Source organism: Microcoleus sp. Pol12A5, assembly GCF_036701435.1.
Lineage (GTDB): Bacteria > Cyanobacteriota > Cyanobacteriia > Cyanobacteriales > Microcoleaceae > Microcoleus.
This window is the reverse complement of sequence record NZ_JAUBQU010000010.1, coordinates 34,327-51,404: the sequence shown is the minus strand read 5'-3', so window position 1 is coordinate 51,404 and position 17,078 is coordinate 34,327. Positions and strand designations below refer to the sequence as shown.

Annotated in this window: 18 protein-coding genes; 9 read left to right on the top strand and 9 right to left on the bottom strand. The window is 44.9% G+C overall.

From position 1 onward, the window contains the following. From QUA45_RS04770 to QUA45_RS04760, 3 genes are all read left to right on the top strand, one after another. The coding region (locus QUA45_RS04770; protein ID WP_333219768.1) for a PEP-CTERM sorting domain-containing protein at positions 1–101 on the top strand (101 nt) is incomplete at its 5' end. Between the two features lie 1,036 nt (positions 102–1,137). Next, positions 1,138–1,974, top strand: coding sequence for a cyanoexosortase A (crtA, locus tag QUA45_RS04765; RefSeq protein ID WP_333219733.1), 837 nt, complete (start codon positions 1,138–1,140; stop codon positions 1,972–1,974). A 169-nt stretch (positions 1,975–2,143) separates the two neighbouring features. Continuing rightward, a complete protein-coding gene (locus QUA45_RS04760) occupies positions 2,144–2,641 on the top strand; it encodes a 2TM domain-containing protein (RefSeq protein ID WP_333219731.1) in 498 nt (165 codons plus the stop codon). A 334-nt stretch (positions 2,642–2,975) separates the two neighbouring features. Here the strand turns inward: QUA45_RS04760 and QUA45_RS04755 are convergent, their stop codons facing one another. From QUA45_RS04755 to QUA45_RS04715, 9 genes are all read right to left on the bottom strand, one after another. Further along, positions 2,976–3,995 (bottom strand): CHAD domain-containing protein, encoded by a 1,020-nt coding sequence (locus QUA45_RS04755; RefSeq protein WP_333219766.1) that lies wholly within the window; start codon positions 3,993–3,995, stop codon positions 2,976–2,978. A 379-nt stretch (positions 3,996–4,374) separates the two neighbouring features. Further along, positions 4,375–4,713 carry a cytochrome c6 PetJ gene (gene petJ, locus QUA45_RS04750; RefSeq protein WP_333068405.1) on the bottom strand — a complete coding sequence of 113 codons (339 nt, stop codon included), beginning with the start codon at positions 4,711–4,713 and terminating at the stop codon, positions 4,375–4,377. Positions 4,714–4,838: 125 nt separating this feature from the next. Then, positions 4,839–5,339, bottom strand: coding sequence for a photosystem II cytochrome PsbV2 (psbV2, locus tag QUA45_RS04745; protein ID WP_333095624.1), 501 nt, complete (start codon positions 5,337–5,339; stop codon positions 4,839–4,841). A gap of 154 nt (positions 5,340–5,493) precedes the next feature. Further along, positions 5,494–5,982: a photosystem II cytochrome c-550 gene (gene psbV, locus QUA45_RS04740; RefSeq protein ID WP_333035576.1), complete on the bottom strand. Its 489-nt coding sequence runs from the start codon at positions 5,980–5,982 to the stop codon at positions 5,494–5,496. A 145-nt stretch (positions 5,983–6,127) separates the two neighbouring features. Beyond that, entirely contained in the window at positions 6,128–6,319 is a 192-nt protein-coding gene (locus tag QUA45_RS04735) for a translation initiation factor IF-2 (protein WP_333068403.1), read from the bottom strand. A gap of 384 nt (positions 6,320–6,703) precedes the next feature. Then, a complete protein-coding gene (accD, locus tag QUA45_RS04730) occupies positions 6,704–7,654 on the bottom strand; it encodes an acetyl-CoA carboxylase, carboxyltransferase subunit beta (protein WP_333095623.1) in 951 nt (316 codons plus the stop codon). A 129-nt stretch (positions 7,655–7,783) separates the two neighbouring features. Further along, on the bottom strand, positions 7,784–8,005 hold the full coding sequence (locus tag QUA45_RS04725) for a hypothetical protein (protein ID WP_333068401.1): 222 nt from the start codon (positions 8,003–8,005) through the stop codon (positions 7,784–7,786). 61 nt (positions 8,006–8,066) lie between these two features. After that, positions 8,067–8,897, bottom strand: coding sequence for a prepilin peptidase (locus tag QUA45_RS04720; RefSeq protein WP_333219729.1), 831 nt, complete (start codon positions 8,895–8,897; stop codon positions 8,067–8,069). A gap of 228 nt (positions 8,898–9,125) precedes the next feature. After that, complete coding sequence (locus QUA45_RS04715; RefSeq protein WP_006633439.1) at positions 9,126–9,386, bottom strand: hypothetical protein; 261 nt, start codon at positions 9,384–9,386, stop codon at positions 9,126–9,128. An 89-nt stretch (positions 9,387–9,475) separates the two neighbouring features. Between QUA45_RS04715 and QUA45_RS04710 the strand changes: the two genes are divergently transcribed. The 6 genes from QUA45_RS04710 (at position 9,476) to QUA45_RS04685 (ending at position 16,985) form a co-directional block, all read left to right on the top strand. Next, positions 9,476–11,053 carry an adenylate/guanylate cyclase domain-containing protein gene (locus QUA45_RS04710; protein ID WP_333095619.1) on the top strand — a complete coding sequence of 526 codons (1,578 nt, stop codon included), beginning with the start codon at positions 9,476–9,478 and terminating at the stop codon, positions 11,051–11,053. A gap of 366 nt (positions 11,054–11,419) precedes the next feature. After that, positions 11,420–12,484, top strand: a complete 1,065-nt coding sequence (locus tag QUA45_RS04705; protein ID WP_333219728.1) for a sulfonate ABC transporter substrate-binding protein — start codon at positions 11,420–11,422, stop codon at positions 12,482–12,484. Between the two features lie 24 nt (positions 12,485–12,508). Then, on the top strand, positions 12,509–14,212 hold the full coding sequence (locus tag QUA45_RS04700; RefSeq protein WP_333219726.1) for a fumarate reductase/succinate dehydrogenase flavoprotein subunit: 1,704 nt from the start codon (positions 12,509–12,511) through the stop codon (positions 14,210–14,212). 433 nt (positions 14,213–14,645) lie between these two features. After that, a complete protein-coding gene (locus QUA45_RS04695) occupies positions 14,646–14,873 on the top strand; it encodes a 4Fe-4S dicluster domain-containing protein (RefSeq protein ID WP_332959817.1) in 228 nt (75 codons plus the stop codon). A gap of 32 nt (positions 14,874–14,905) precedes the next feature. After that, positions 14,906–15,880 (top strand): HEAT repeat domain-containing protein, encoded by a 975-nt coding sequence (locus tag QUA45_RS04690; RefSeq protein WP_333219723.1) that lies wholly within the window; start codon positions 14,906–14,908, stop codon positions 15,878–15,880. After that, positions 15,873–16,985 carry an Mrp/NBP35 family ATP-binding protein gene (locus QUA45_RS04685; RefSeq protein ID WP_333219721.1) on the top strand — a complete coding sequence of 371 codons (1,113 nt, stop codon included), beginning with the start codon at positions 15,873–15,875 and terminating at the stop codon, positions 16,983–16,985. The genes QUA45_RS04690 and QUA45_RS04685 overlap by 8 nt, the downstream gene beginning before the upstream one ends. Positions 16,986–17,078: the final 93 nt, after the last annotated feature.

Sequence of the window (17,078 nt, the reverse complement as noted above, 5' to 3'; positions counted from 1 at the left end):
AAGCTACTCCTGAACCTTTAACAATGCTTGCTGCTGGAGCCGCTGTTGGGTTTGGTACTATGTTCAAAAAGCAACGCGCTCAGGCTCAAAAAGCTGAATAAGCTATCATTTGAACTCGTTTTCGATTCTGGCTTGATGCCACACTGATTATTTTATGTTCGAGCTAAAAACCTGGTTTCTTGGTGAAACTAGGTTTCTTAGTATCTGATACCACGCCACCGTGCAAACCTCCGACTTGACAGCCTATCTCAAGGGAGCATCTCATATTTGTAAAAACACTTCTTCCGGCTCCTTCCTTCTTCCTCTTTCCACTGGCCTTCCAACTCCAATTTCTAGCTTGTCTGCTTTCATTGAGATGCTCCCGTCAAATCGCCCCTAGACCGCACATTTAAGAACTACCGTAAAGCCGTTTCTGAAGCATTTCCCATATATAGCAACCCTTGCAGGAGTCGTAAATTTTTTACCCCACCCCAACCCTCCCCGAACCCGCTTGCTCGGAAGTAAGAAATTTACAAATGATGCAAGGATTGCTATAAAGACACTGAGATTCTTTAAAAGGAGATAATCACCATGGAGCATTGCTCAATATCTAACTCGCTCAGCCTTATTTACTCAAACCTCAGTGTCACACCATGCGCTGTGCCAATTGCGTCTACTCTCAAGAAACCCAAGCCTTATTAAGACTACGTATTTTTAATTATTGTTGATTCACTTCCTTGTTAGTCTTTGCTTACAGCGCCTGAATAAGCCAGTGCTAGGTATTCAACCAATCATTTCGAGTAGCCGTCTTTTCCATAAGTGTCCTAATGCTGAGCTATGGGTTGCATCTGAGTTTCACTACCCATCAAATTCCTGAATGTCTACTAACCTCATCTCAAAGATTTACAGCCCTTAAAATCCTCCGAGTCCTTTCCGTAGGAGGGGTTCAAGCTAATGAGTTGTTTACATCCCCTACTATTTTTATGATATGATCTAACAAACAATAGTCTGGACTGTTTTTAGTTCCGAGTCGGAAACCCTGGATTTTTCGTTGGTACTTCGACTGCCGCATCGACTGGAAACCTTTATTCTAGGGTTGACAATCACAAACTGTCCGAAGTATGGCTCTCATCAATCAACTAATAACTAATATCTAAAATGTTCAAGAGAAAACTTTTTTGGCTCATCATTATTGCCACAGCTTTAGTAACTCTGAATATGACACTCCTGTGGAAACTGGACGATATTGCTCATTTTTGGATGAGTATAGTTTTTTGGTGCGCTGTGGGTTCCCTGCTTTGGGACAACCAGGATATTCTCAAACAGAGTGAGATAAAAAGTGACCTATGGTCGAGAGTAGCAGGGACGCTATTAATAGCTATTATTTTATTTAAAAGTGCTGTGGTTTCCAGTAAATTCGATCCTTTTTTAAGACTTGCACCTTTTTTGTCTGGTTTAGGTTTGAGCCTACTTGCGGTAGGTTTTCATAACTTAAAACTATATTGGCGTGAATTGGTAATACTATTTTTTCATGGCGTCCCCAGTGTCATTACGTTACCTTTAGTGGATTTTATTACCTCGCTTACTGCTAAATTTGCTTATTATTCTTTGTGGTATATCGGTTTTAATGTAACACGTGATGGTAATTATGTTGCTTTACCGACAGGAAGGGTGTTGGTAAATGGGGGTTGTTCGGGTATAGAGGCCATGAATTATTTATTAGGTTTAGCTGTTGTTTGTTTGTTGATGTTTCCTACTAAACAAAATAAGGCTTTGGTAATAGGTGTCGCTGTTATTTTTGGTTTTATTATTAATGTTTTTAGAGTGGCGGGAATGGCATTGTTAGTTGCATCTAATCGCCTAGATTTGTTTAAATATTGGCATGAGGGTGAAGGTTCTTTAGTTGTGGGAATGATAGCAGTGGTTTTGTTTGGGATATTTTATCAATTTATGTTGAAACGAGATAGCAAACTTAGTCAAAGTTCGGGAAATTAATTAGTTTCAATTTGATGTAGGATATTGGTTTTTATATTTCCACTACCATAGTGAGGAGTCTCGCTCACTCAAATGTCCGGGTGTTGAAATCCCCCAATGTCACTACCTGTCGTTTAAGTGCGCCTATATCTATCATAGAAAGGATGTCAGGAATTATAGGAAACTTGTTATGGCAACTCATGAAAATCCAATAAGTCAAGTTTACGGTTCAGAGGATGCTCAGGGTATTTTACAGCTTGCGATCGCACGCCGCCAAGATGAAGGGGAACTATCCAGAGTCCAGCTTTTCGAGATTGCAGCGGAATTGGGCATTTCCGAACAGGATATTGTAGCGGCGGAACAGCAATGGTTAGCAAATAGAGGAGAAGTTCAAGAAAAACTGGCTTTTAATCGTTACCGTCGCGGCAAATGGCAGAAAAATGTGACCAAGTACGCAATTATCAATACTTTTCTAGTTTTGTTTAATCTAGCTGGCTCGCACGAGCTTTCTTGGTCGCTGTTCATTTTACTAACGTGGGGACTGGGATTGTCGCTAAATGCTTGGAATGTGTATCAAACTGAAGGGGAAGAGTACGAAAAAGCGTTTGGGCGGTGGCGGTTGAAGAAACAAGTCGGAGAGTCTATTGGTACTGCGACGAATAAGTTTATGAAGTGGTTGCAGTCGTGATGTGCTATGGTAAAAAACTCTAAACTGCTACGTATTTAAATTGAATCCAGAGACGGGCAGGATGCCCGTTCCACAATAATTGTAGAAAAATTGACTGTCAAATTGATGCACAACAGCTTCTCGCCCTTTCTTTTACTTCACACTTGTGAAGTAATTCGGCTTTTAACTCGTTACTGGAAAGAGTAATTGTTAAGGTTTTTTCTTGAACCTATCCCCAAGAGCGATCGCCATTTATTGAGTTACACAATGAAGGACACTGCAATGCCGTGTCCCTCCAAATATCCCTCTTTTAATTCCTCCAGACAGTCGATCGCATTCTCTCCTCCCGAAAAACCTAACTTTCCTGGGGCAACTTTTCCTTAGCAGCATCTTCAACCACAGGATGAATTAAAGCAGATCGAAAACCTTGCCGAATTTCCGAACTCAAATACCTGCGCTGCAAAATCTGCCATTTTTGCCACGATGCGTAGCGATTTTCAGCCAACAAACCAGCCAACTTAGGCAACTCTTTTTTCAGATCGCGATCGACAAAATCTGTCAGAAACTCGCCTAAAACTTCACTGTCTTGAATATCGCCCAAACATTCCTGAATAGCTTTCACATCTTCGACATAAACTTCGTAAGTCTCGCTGTAAAAATCTCCAAACAGATTCATCAAATAGCGAACTCGCTTAGCTTGCTTCCGCAAATCGTGCAGAATAGTTCCCTCGGCTGCTAACTTCTCTTCGACAGCCTCAGCATTCAAATCATCAACAACTTTAACTTTGCCATCTTCATATTCCGTGCCCAACAGCCAAGCCGGATGCAGGAAAAATTCACTGACTTGAGGTAACAGTAAATCTGGCAAAACCTCAGCAATTGGCAAATGTTCGATCGCCTGAAACTGCGGTTCTTCCAACCAATTCTCGATTGACTGCTTCAGCGATTCGTAGCTTTTGTGCTCTAAAATCGCCCTCACCCCTTTCAAAGCGCGGTGTCGCTGTTTGAGCAAATTCAACAAAGCTTTATCTAAAACTTCCTGTTCTTCAGCCGGCAAATTCTGGTAATAGCGGTTTTGGAGACTTTCGAGCATCACATCCAAATCCCTAAGAGTTCCCAGAATCCGCCCCACCTTACCAATTTTACGTTCCGAAGCCTCTTTTGGCCAATCTAAAACCGGAGCAAAACCAGTCACAGCCGATCGCAAACGTCTCAATCCCACGCGCATTTGATGAAGTTCTTCCGCGTCTTTGTCTTTGATAACTTCAGCCTCGTGCGCTACACTTTTGCGGAAATATTTCTCAATCGCCCCAGATGCAGCGTCTCCGAGAGTTTTAACTTGAGTTTTAACTTTTGCTGATGTTTTTACGTTCATGGCAGGTGTAGATTCCACTTTGCAGATCGACTTTAATCTCGATTTCAAAGTTTTGCTAATAAGGGGTTATATCCTAGCACACACTTTTAATTTAGGAAGCGCAGCCCGAATAAATCTTAATATAAATTGCTTGACAATTTCTACAAAATCAGCTTTTAGCAATCTTCCATCTTCCATCTTCAATCTAAAATCTAAAATAGAATTACCCTCCCTCGCCCTTGAGCTAATAAAAATCGAATTTCTGGCGCGCTTTCCCAAATAGGTTAAGATCGCTTCAAACCGATGTTTATTCGCCAAAGGGTGAGAGAGGGTGCGATCGGGAGGACAAGTTTTAAATTAAATCAAACCCGCCCAGGCTGCCCGACTTCAAAGAGGCAGTTTAGCCTTTCCAGTCTTTCTCAGATTGGGAGAGCACGTAGGTTGCTACATCCTCAATTTGTTCGGGCTTCAACTTGGCGCCGAAAGCAGGCATAGCATTTTTGCCCTTAGTTACCTGAGTGGTAATAGCTTCGAGAGAATTCATACCGTACTTCTCAAGAGCTTCCTTTTTCAAGGTTTTCATGGCCATAACCACGTTGCCGCCACCGATGTGACAAGCAGCACAGTTCGAGCTAAAGATTTTAGCTCCGTTAGCGGCATCTCCTGCCAAAGCAGGGCGGCCAAAGCCGACGGTAAAAATTGCGATCGCTAACAGGGCGATCGATAAGAGTCTTTTCAACACAGTTCTCCTCTAATGGGCACGCAAAGGGTGATTCTTTAGATATTTTACCTGTTAAAACAGGCGCGATCGCGCAGTCGTATCGCCTTCTTCCGAGTAATTTACCACTTTTTGGCAGTGGCAGTTCAACTCTCAAAATTCTCCACGCCCCAGCCCGGAGCTTTCTGAGCCGCCCGGATCACAAAAGCCGCTAAATTTTCAATCTCAGCCTGTGGCATCCAGCTTTCCGGCACTTGGCGGCACCAAAAAGTCTCCTCAGTACCGTCATAAGTCATCGGTTCTCTCAGATATGCCACCAGACTATTGATGTTGTCGCGGGGAGGCGTTGCCCCTTTGAGGTCAGCCAAAGACAGAGATATCGTCGGATCGGGCAAATTAGCTCCTCCGACGTGACAATTCAGGCAATTTTGCTCGAACAATACCTTGCCCGCAGACAAATCCTGAGCCGAAAACAAGCGAGTATGTCCCTCAGAGTCCAACTCCAGAGCCACAGGTTCGCTGGCTTGTAAATACCTATTCACGTAAGAATCGGCAGCAGCCAAAACAGGTTGAGGAGCCAACAGCACGAGCGGCAAAATAATTAACATCCCCAACAGAAAGCAGACAAAAGCACCACGACGCAGCATGAGGGACTACAACCTTTTGCGATAATCAATGAGCCGGAGGTAAATTTTAGATTTCAGATGTTAGAGCGAAAAACGACCAGCCAGCAATTCTTGCCAAACTTCAGCCCTCTCCCAATCCAACATCCAAAATCTAAAATCTAAAATCTAAAATCGATTAGCGAGCGCCTTTGCCACCAGCCCACTGCTTGGAGACAATTTTCGGCTGCAACAGAATGTGACCGGCAATCGCGTACAAATCGTCATCCGAGAGATTTCTCATCTCAGCGAAAATATCCGCACTCTTCATGCTCGGATGCAGTTCCGAAATTTCCTCAAACCCGTCATAAGTGGTGGGATTTTTCATAAAGTCCACCAGCGACTCAATATTATTCCGGGGCGGGTTGGCCAAAGCCAGAGTTTCCGGGCTCAAATTCACGTTCGGGTCAGTTTTTGTCATGCCGGCAGCGTGACATTGAGCGCAAGCCGAATTAAACAGGCGTTTGCCTTGCTGAACTTGTTTGAGGCTCAGCACTACCGGAGCACCCTTGTCATTCAAAGTCACAGTGCGAAGTTCAGGACTCAGTTCGACAGCCATCGCACTGCTGACAAATAACTGAAAGCTCAAGAATACAGCGGTCAGAGCAATGAAATATCTTTTAAGCATGGTTCTCCTTAAAAAAATCCGGCAAATTATTGAACGCTAAGAGATCGTACCTGGCAAACAGATGTGTGTTCAAAATTCCCTGATTCTGCAACAACTGGCGAAAGTTTGTGCAGCTATACCTTTAAAGGTAGAGGAATTTTGCGAGCTAATCTGCAATAAGTTTTGAGTCGCGCCTTTTTTCGAGAGTGGACATAATTGCCTTAACATCCTCCAAAGCCAAACGGGTTTGAGGGTGCTTGTAGGCAATTTCCAACTCATCGCACAAGCGGATCACGTCTTCAACAGGGACGTTGAAGTCCTCTGCTATTTCTGCGATGGACAGGTCTGCAAAACCCATAATTTTTAGGTCGCTGACAGGTCAAAATTGAGTTGACGGCTATTAACTGAAAGCCGGACAATTTTAGAAAGCGCTGTTAGCTTGTTCTGTTAGTTTGTTCTGAGATGTTGTTCGATCTATCGCAAGCTAACTAACCGCTAACTGCGACTAGGCATTTTTGCCCAGCCAAACTTCAGGGCCAATCAACTTCCGATCAATATCATCCCACTGCTGGGTCGTTATTACCAATAGGAAATGCGGGCGCGAGGTTTAAAACCCGGTGTCTGCGTGAACGTCTCGTTACCAAACTAAATATTTTTGGTAGAAGCCTGGTTTTGAGCAATTCCTCAGCAATTTCCCTCAGTGTCCCGCACTCACCAATAGACAATCATCCGGCGCGACAGCTTAGGGAGAAAGTTTGAAAGCGTGAGTTTGCGGGGGCAAAGCGTGGTTGTCGCTGCCATTGAGGGTGGGAAATTCCGAGTCGGCCAAGAAAGGCTGTTGCTGGTGGAGGCTGATGAGCTGACCGAGAGTTTTCTTTAATTGAGTCCGGGGTACAATCAAGTCTACAAAACCGTGGGCGAAGGAGTATTCGGAAGTTTGATAATTTTCCGGCAGCTTTTCGCGCAGAGTTTGCTCGATTACCCGGCCGCCCGTAAATGCCACAGTAGCTTTTGGCTCTGCAATTATAATGTCTCCCAGCATGGCAAAACTGGCGGTCACGCCGCCGGTGGTCGGGTGGGTCAAAATCGGGATGTAAAGCAGTCTCGCTTCCCGGTGGCGTTCCAGAGCCCCGGAAATTTTAGCCATTTGCATCAAGCTGAGCATTCCTTCTTGCATTCTTGCACCACCGGAAGCGCAGACCACGATTACGGGCAAGCGTTCCCGCGTGGCGTGTTCGATGAGGCGAGTTAGCTTTTCTCCCACAACGGATCCCATGCTGCCGCCGATGAACTGAAATTCCATGACTCCGAGGGCGACTGGCAAATTTTCGAGTTTGCCGATGCCTGTTTCTACGGCGTCTAGGTGGCCTGTTTTTTCTTGAAATTCTCGGAGTCGATCGCTATATTTTTTCCGATCGCGAAATTTCAGGGGATCGGTGGCGTGCAGTCCTTCGTTAAGGGGCACCCACGTATTGGGATCGATCAACTGCTCGATGCGATCGTCACTGTAAACTCTGATATGATGCCCGCATTCCAAGCAAACCATTTGATTTGCTCGCAGGTCTTTGGTATAACTCAGGGCACCGCAAGCTTCGCATTTATTCCAAAGTCCGTCCGCAATTTCTCGTTCCGGCCGTTCTTGGGAGTTCGGTACTGATTTTCTTCGATTTGCAAACCAATCAAATAGAGACATTAAAACTTGGTAATTGGTAATTGGTAATTGGTAATTGGGAATTGGTAATTGGTAATTAGTAATTGTTAGTTGTTAGTTGCTAGTTGTCAATTGCTAGTTGTTCAGTGACTAAGGACTAATGACTAATGACTAATCACCAGATTCTGGCTCATCTTCAACTGGACTGATCAGGAGCGATGCTGTTCGCTGGTGTTCTGGAAGAACTTGCAAGGCTGTAGCACTTCCAGCCCCCAAATAAGATGCTATGCCCAAGTCTACGATCCGGGCCGGGATTTGATGAGCAGCCAGGAGCTGCTGCATTAATTCCGCTTCCCAACGAAAGCTAGTAGTTGTAAGTGTAATCCAAGACACGGAACAATTTTACCAATTTTTGAGACAATATTATGTTAGATCGCACCTGACCACCTGCCGATCAGAAACTAAAATTAGGGAAAAACAACTGCAAGTAAGTAGATAAAATGGCTTCCCCCCACAGAGCAGTAATTGCTGCACCGAGAGCCAGAAAGGGACCGAAAGGCATGGGTTGACGCCGATCGAGCAAGCCGAGGGCGATCGCCCCGCCACCGGCAAAAGCCCCGGCTAAACAAGCGATGAATCCCGCTAGCAGCAAGTATTTCCAGCCCAGCCAAGCTCCCATCAAGGCGGCCAATTTGGTATCTCCGGCCCCCATAGCATTCTGCCCTAGTCCGATCGTCCCGGCGAGTCCAATCGCATCAAACAGCCACAACCCGACAACTGCTCCCGCAATCCCATCGAGTACCAGATAGTGTACCGAGTCGATCAAACTAAATGTCGGCCACCAACCTTTCGCGATTTGGAAAACCAATCCGACCACCAAACCCGATCGAGTTAAAGAATTAGGCAAAGTCATTGTATCGCAATCAATCAAAGACAAAGCCAACAACCAGCTAAACAAAGCCCAAAAACCCAGAGTTTGCACTGTTACGCCAAACCGCCAGAAGATTAACAAAAACAGCAAACCCGTAGCTGCTTCCACCAGCGGATAGCGGGCCGAAATCCGACTGTGGCAGTGATTGCAGCGTCCCCGCAGCCACAGCCAACCGAAAACGGGTATATTTTCGTAAGTTCTGAGTTGATTTAAACATTTGGGACAGCGAGAAGGAGGGTTGATCACCGACAAACCCGCAGGCAACCGATAGACTACCACATTTAGAAAACTGCCAATAGCCGATCCGAGAATAAAGACGATCGCCGTGACAAGGCAATTAAAGATAATTTCCATTAATTTGTCTGTTGACTGTTCATTGTTTGCGGTGGTTATGTATCACTTGTTAGTTGTTAGTTTTTTAGAGCGTGTCCGGTCAGTCACCCATCATAAAAGGTGTTAATAGTCAACAATGCAAGTTTTCATAAAATCCTGACAACTTAGGTATGCACTAGAAACCTATTTTATTGCGATCGTAGGAGCGGGCATAATATTAGTTACCAATGATTAATGACCAATTACCAATTAATACATTTGAGATTCAATTTCGTCAAAAGTAACAAAACGTTCACCGGGCAACAAAACGGGCTGCGAAGCAAAAATTACCTGACCTCGATCGCTTCCTTGACTGACAACTACACCGGCAGGACGCTGCATCTGCTCGGAATGCACTTTTAGATACATACCATAGGCGGATCGAGCAGCTCGGATCAAATCGGGAGCTAGCAAACTGTGACTTTCGGAAGTTTCTATCGTCGGTTCTGGGTTTGGTTGGTATGGGTTCACTGGAAACTTATCATAATGGTATTAAGTCGAGCTATTGGTGTTGCCTCTAGAGCGATCGAACTTACCTTATTTTTTAAGAATAAACTTAGGTGGAAATTATTAATAGATTAACCTACAATCCTCCCTTAGCTGCGATCGAACTGCGACTGCGATCGCTCCTTTCCGCTCAACTTTACGCTGCTGCGTGGGTAGATCCGTCCCCCGCAACGCTAATGGGAGTTTTCGATCACCTGCGAACTCTGCGCTACATCCTCCACGACTACGTACCCCGGCCCGTGTCCGAATCTCCGCCCAACCCGGGCGAGGTGCGCTACCAGTGGCAAACAGGCACCTTGCTGTTCACGGATTTGGCAGGGTTTACCTCGCTGTTGGAAGCGAATGCGAGCCAGGGGCGCAAGGGAGCTGAAAGTCTGCTGGGCGTGATTAACGACTATTTTGCCTCGATGATTGAAATTGTCAGCAAATCGGGCGGGGATTTGCTGGAGTTTACCGGAGATGCGATGCTGGTGCAGTTTCTATCAGGGGTTTACCAAGAGGATACAGCCAGGGCGGTGCGGGCGGGTTTGCGGATGCAGCGGGCGATGGCTGAATTTGCCAATATTGAAACGGCGCGGGGTGTTTTGTCTTTGAGGATGCGGGTGGGTATCCACTGCGGCCGCTACATTAGTGCTGACATCGGTACCCCCCTGCGGATGGCTCACGTACTGCTGGGGCATTCAGTCCAGCAAGCCAAGCAAGCTGAGGGATCTGGAACTGTGGGGCGGGTGTGTGTGACTGAAACTGCTAGAGAGTCTTTGGGAGAGCAATTTCGTTTTGAAGTTGGGAAACCGGGTTATTTTCTGGTGGCGGACGATTTCACGGACGATCGACTCGGAGAGTATGATATCACTTTGACTGGGCGGCGGATGCCGAGTTCGGTATTGCTCGATCGCAGCGTTGCGGGCTTGGTAAAAGAAATCGGGGAAGCTGTGAATCGGCTTGAACCCCTTGCTAGTTATATTCCCAAAACTATCCTGAGACTGCTGGTAGAAAATGCTGACAGGCGCAAAATACCGCCGGATTTTCCCGAACCGACGGTGATGTTTGTCAACTTGATTGGTTTACCGGAGTCTGTGGACAAAGCTTCGCTGGAGGAAGAAGTCAATCTGGTAGGGGGTTTTTCTCGGGTGTTTGCGTCGATTGATGCTGTAGTGTCAGCTAAAGGGGGCGTGTTGCAAAAAGTAACGGCGCACTTGAATGGTTCGGATATGCTGATTTATTTTGGCGTGCCCGACGCTCACACGGATGACGCCAGCCGCGCGGCTAGTGCGGCAATTGCGATCCGAGATATGATTGCAGCTTGGCCTGCGGTAATTATCGGGGGTAAAGAAATAAAAGTAAGCTGTCAAATTGGGCTATCCCTGGGGCCGGTGTTTGCTGCTGAGGTTGGGGAACCGCGAGGGCGCAGGGAGTTTAATATCCTCGGCGATACGGTAAATACGGCTGCTCGGTTGATGAGCAAGGCGGGGGAAAACCAAATTTTGATTGCTGAAAGGGTGTGTGAGTCGATCGAGCTAAACTTCATTTGCGAGGCTTTGGGAGCTGTTTCTCTGAAGGGGAAATCTGCTCTGACTCCGATTTTTGCTTTGCAAGGCGCAAAAGGGGACAAGGGAAAAGGGGGCGTTTAAATAACTTTGCTGGGCAATAGTGGCATACTACTGGTCAGTTGAGAGCAGGACAAACCATTACCGCATCATAATGATGCGCGATCATACCCCAAAATCTAAAAATACGCTAATTCTATCGATTTACCGTATTTTTCCTGTAATACCGACAATTCCCCAATATAGCGGTTCTCAAGCGTGGTGAGGTATGCCCTATGCCTAGGCCCTATGCCCTATGCCTGATAGTACCTCATCTTTCTGAGAAAGGCTATATAGCTGTAAAAAGCAAATTATCCGCGCTCTGCTTAATTATTAACTCCGGTAAATTTATCGACATACAGTGGTATACTGCCAGTAAAGTTACTCTCAATCCCTTTCTTGTTGGCATTTATGTTGATTAAGCTCGCAGAAACCGATCTCTTAGGCATTTTGAGCTACTGCCGCCAAATTTTGCTTTCTCGGAGAGTTCGCAGTCTTTCCCTGCTATTTGCAACCGGACTCGGCCTGAGTTTGGTAGTGGCAGCTTGTTCTCCTACCGCCACCACACAGAACACGGTCACTGCGAACACTTACGCACCTCCAAAAAGCATTACAGTTAGCATCGGCTACCAAAAATCTGCTACCGTTCTCAACGCCCTCAAAACCAAAGGTGACTTAGAAAAAGCCTTAGGAGCCTCCCAATCTTCTGTAAAATTTCTAGAATTTCCTGCCGGGACTCCTCTATTAGAAGGAATCAACGCAGGCAGTATTGATTTTGGCTACACAGGAGAAGGACCGCCAGTTTTTGCTCAAGCTGCTGGAACCCCATTAGTTTATGTTGCTTACGAAACTGCAAATCCTAAGTCGGAAGGTATCCTAGTTCCCAAGGATTCACCTATAAAAACAGTTGCCGATCTTAAAGGCAAAAAAGTAGCTTTTGCCAAAGGTTCTAACACACATTACCTCCTAGTTAAAGCCTTAGAAGCGGCTGGACTTCAATATAGCGACATCAACCCAGCTTTCCTCAAACCAGCAGAAGCCCGCGCCGCTTTTGAAGGGGGAAATGTCGATGCTTGGGCAATTTGGGACCCGTACTTAGCCGCAGCAGAAAAATCCGCAGGCGCGAGACTCATAACAGATGCAACAGGAATAGCTGCCAATCGAGGTTACTATCTTGCCCGCAAGGGTTTTGTGGACGAACATCCTGAGATTTTGAAACTCATTTTAGATGAAGTCAAAAAGGTAGATCGATGGGCGGCCGACAATCCCGTAGAAGTAGCTAAATTTCTGGAGACGCAATTAGGGATAGAAGCCTCCGTGTTAGAAGTGTCTGAAAAGCGACGCAACTATGGCGTTTTTCCCCTCAGCGATGAAGAGATTGCCGGACAGCAACAAATTGCTGATACCTTCCAAAAACTGCAACTTATTCCTAAGCCCGTCCAAATTAAAGAAATCGTTTTGAAAGATGGTAAGTAGGGTCATTAGCCAGGAGAAATTAACGTGAATACTCAATGGATAAAAACTGATGTGCTTGTAATTGGTGGCGGTACGGCTGGCACGATGGCTGGTATCAAAGCTAAACAGGCAAATCCTGACAGCGAAGTGCTGATTTTAGAAAAGGCAAATATTCGCAGAAGTGGCGCGATCGCCATGGGAATGGACGGTGTAAACACTGCCGTCATTCCCGGCCATTCTACACCAGAACAGTACGTTCGCGAAATTACCCTTGCTAATGACGGCATCCTCAACCAAAAAGCCGTTTATCAAACTGGAAAATTAGGCTATGAAGTCATCCAAGAGTTAGAAAGTTGGGGAGTAAAATTTCAGAAAGATGCCCAAGGCAACTACGACTTAAAACAAGTTCATCGCGTCGGCAAATATGTTTTGCCAATGCCCGAAGGCAAAGACCTCAAACAAATTTTAACCAGACAGGTAAAACGCCACAAAGTTAAAGTTACCAATCGAGTGATGGCAACCCGCGTTTTAGTCCAAGCAGGACGCGCTACTGGAGCCGTTGGCTTTGACGTGCGAAATGGCGATTTTGTAGTAATTCAAGCGAAAGCTGTCATTCTTTCTACAGGTGCTTGTGGTCGTTTAGGGCTACCAGATTCCGGCTATCTTTATGGCACCTATGAAAATCCGACTAATGCCGGAGATGGCTATTCAATGGCTTACCACGCTGGAGCAGAACTCACTAACATTGAGTGTTTTCAAGTAAACCCGCTAATTAAAGATTATAACGGCCCTGCTTGCGCTTATGTCGCCGGCCCCTTCGGCGCTCATACTGCTAATGCCGAAGGTCATCGCTTCATTAGTTGCGATTATTGGAGCGGTCAAATGATGCTGGAAATCTGGAATGAATTACACTCTGGTAAAGGCCCAATTCAATTAAAAATGACTCATCTCGATGAAGATACTATCGCTGAAATTGAGTCAATTCTTTGGTCAAATGAGCGGCCGAGTCGAGGTAGATTTCACGAGGGTAGAGGGGAAAATTATCGCGATCACGGCGTTGAAATGCACATTTCTGAAATTGGTCTGTGCAGCGGCCACAGCGCCTCTGGTGTTTGGGTGAATGAAAAGGCAGAAACAACTGTGCCCGGACTCTACGCAGCGGGAGATATGGCAAGCGTTCCTCATAATTATATGATCGGGGCTTTTGTGTTCGGTAGAATAGCAGGAACTAATGCCATTGACTACATCCAAAGTTTAGATTATGTCGATCCTGACGCTGATTTTCTGGAAGCAGAAAAAGCTCGGGTTTATGCACCTTTAAACCTGCCCAACGGAATCCCTCACACGCAAGTAGAATATAAGTTACGGCGCTTAGTGAATGATTATTTACAACCACCCAAAGTAGGAAACAAAATGGAGATTGGGCTGAAAAATTTTGTCCGTTATCAAGAAACTCTACAGGAAATGGGCGCTCGCGATCCTCATGAGTTAATGCGCTGCATGGAGGTTCACTTTATTCGAGACTGTGCGGAGATGGCGGCGAGGGCTTCTTTGTATCGCTGTGAGACTCGTTGGGGGCTTTATCATTATCGACTAGATTACCCTGAGAAAAATAATGAAGAGTGGTTTTGCCATGTTAATTTGAAAAAAGGGGAATCTGGAGAAATGAGCTTGTTTAAGCGTCCAGTTGAACCTTATATTGTGGATGTTGATTTACATAAAGAGGATTATAATGTTGTAGCGCGTTGAGTTATATAGCAATCCTTGCAGGAGTCGTAAATTTTTTACCCCACCCCAACCCTCCCCTTATCAAGGGGAGGGAGTAAGAAATTCACAAATGATTTAGAATGGCTATAGTAATATTAAGTTATTTGTCCCCGTCATTTGGACAAATAAAACTAAGATTACTATACATTCAAGGGGGATGTGAGAGCTTGTCTAGTTAATGGATTTGTAGAGAAGATATTGTAGAGTGCGTCAGTTCTAAATAATTTGTGAGTTCTACCACACTTTGCCTCTAACGCACCAGACCACTATAATCAGTTGCTTAAATGCTATACAGCTTATGGTAGAGGTGAGTTTTCGTCAATATCTTTGATTTCTCACTATCATATCCATAAACCCACTCTCTCCCACTTGACAATCGGATAACTCTATTCACCATTAACCATCGCACCTAACTATGGCTTTAATTACACAACGAGTTGATGTTCCAGTCACTGTAGATGAGTCTAAGTGTTTGGAGAAGTGCCAAGTCTGCATTGATGTTTGTCCTTTGGATGTACTGGCAAAAAATCCCGAAACAGGGAAAGCTTACATGAAATACGATGAATGTTGGTTTTGTTTGCCTTGTGAAAAAGAATGTCCAACCAATGCCATAACGGTTAAAATTCCCTTCTTGTTGCGCTAAGTTTTTCTATTTTGTATAAACTGTAAAAATTCATGATTGCTGAGAATGATAGTGAATTGAATCAATGGCTAGAAATGCTGCGATCGCCCGAACTAAGCGATCGCCTTGTTGCCGTTAAAAATTTACAATATTTAGGTGATGAAGAAGCTACAAATGCCCTACTTCTCGCCCTGTCAGATGAAAGTATTGCCGTTCAAAAAATTGCCATATCTGCCCTTTGGGAAATTGGCAATCCTGTGGCTATTCCTGCTTTTATTGAGTGTCTAGGTTCCGGCGATGCCGATATTCGCCAAGAAGCATTATCTGCATTAAATGAATTAGTTTCACCAACTGACTTACGGCAACTACTAGATGCACTCCACCGCGACAATGTTAATATCCAACTCAATATCTTAACCTTGTTGCGGAAGATTCACGATGCTCAATCTTTACCAGATATTTTACCATTTTTTGCATCCGATGTTCCTGAATTGAGAGCAACAGCAGTAACCACTGTCAGCTATCTCAATCAGGTGGAAAAATGCCCCCAAGCTTTGGCATTAATATCTGATACAGATTTAAATGTTCGCCGTGCTACGGCTTTAAGTTTAGGACATTTAACAGATCCAGAAGTCATCTCAATTTTGTGTCAAGCACTCAAAAGCGATACTGACTGGCAAGTGCGACGAAATGCAGCTAAATCTTTGGCAATTCATGCCGATTGTACGGCAATTTTGGCACTGGAAACAGCAGTAAGTGACGAACACTGGCAAGTACGCAAATTCGCGCTACAAGCGTTGCAAAAAATTCCCGATGAACGAGTCATGCCTGCTTTGATTAGAGCCTTAGCTGATGAATATTCAGATGTGCGGAAAGAAGCTGCGATCGCCCTCGGCAATCTCAGCAATCCTGCCGCGATGCCTGCGCTGCAACAATCTCTGGACGATCCCGATAAAGAGGTTACTATTTTCGCTCAAAAAGGGATTCAGAAAATTCAAGCATTACTGCAAAATTCCCAAAATGGTTAATTCTTCCTCTTTACCAAAAAACCACTCACATCTCCCCTCAGAAAATCCCAATCCTGTGGAAAAATTACGACAGCAAGAAGTTGTCAACTATCTCAAACAAGTCATCGAACCCACACTCAAAAATGATATCATCAGTTTGGGAATGGTGCGAAATTTGCGAATAGTTGAAAATTACATTTATTTACGCCTTTATATTGGCTCGCATCAGCAAGAGTTGCCAAAAATAATTGAATCTGTTTTATCGCCTGTAAGCTGGTGCAAAAAAACTTACATTCAAACTTGTACCATAGCCAACGTGCGAACTACATTGGCTATTTCTAGCGGCAAAGGTGGGGTGGGAAAATCTACAACGGCTGTGAATTTAGCAACAGCGTTAAAATTACAGGGAGCCAAGGTAGGCTTGCTAGATGCTGATGTTTACGGCCCCAATATTCCTCAAATGTTAGGCTTAGGACAAGCCGATGTAGAGACAATTAATACTGCTAAAGGTGAGAAATTTTTACCCCTGGAAGCACAGGGAATTAAAGTGATGTCAGTGGGTTTATTAGCAGAACCCGAACGTCCTTTAGCGTGGCGAGGCCCAGTTCTCCACAAAATTATTACGCAGTTTATTCAAGATGTAGAATGGGGCGAATTAGATTATTTACTCATTGATTTACCCCCCGGTACCGGAGATGCTCAAATTACCATTGTGCAAGAAAGTCCTATTTGTGGAGTGATTCTCGTTACTACGCCGCAACAAATATCTATTTCCGATGTCCGTCGCAATATTTATATGTTTCGCCAAGTAGGGGTTCCAGTGCTTGGGATTATTGAAAATATGAGTTATTTAATCGGCTCACCCCATGAAGAACCGATACAAATTTTTGGTATTGGTGGGGGTAAACAGTTAGCAGAAGAACTTCAAGCACCCCTCCTTGCCCAAATTCCTATAGATCCGCGCATCTGTGCGGGAGGTGATACAGGAAAACCCCTAACAATTGCAGATCCGAACTCGGCAGTATCTCAGGTTTTTATGCAGATAGCAGCAGGGCTAGATGCTACTTTTTCTCCTGCGCGTGCAACTGATACATTACCCCTGAATATTAATCATTTAAGTAACTAGATAAGTCAGACAAGCAAAAATTTACACAATGTGCTTGCATTTTTGAAGTCCTTTGTGGAATAATAGGAGCTTATTAGCATAATCTACGGTTTG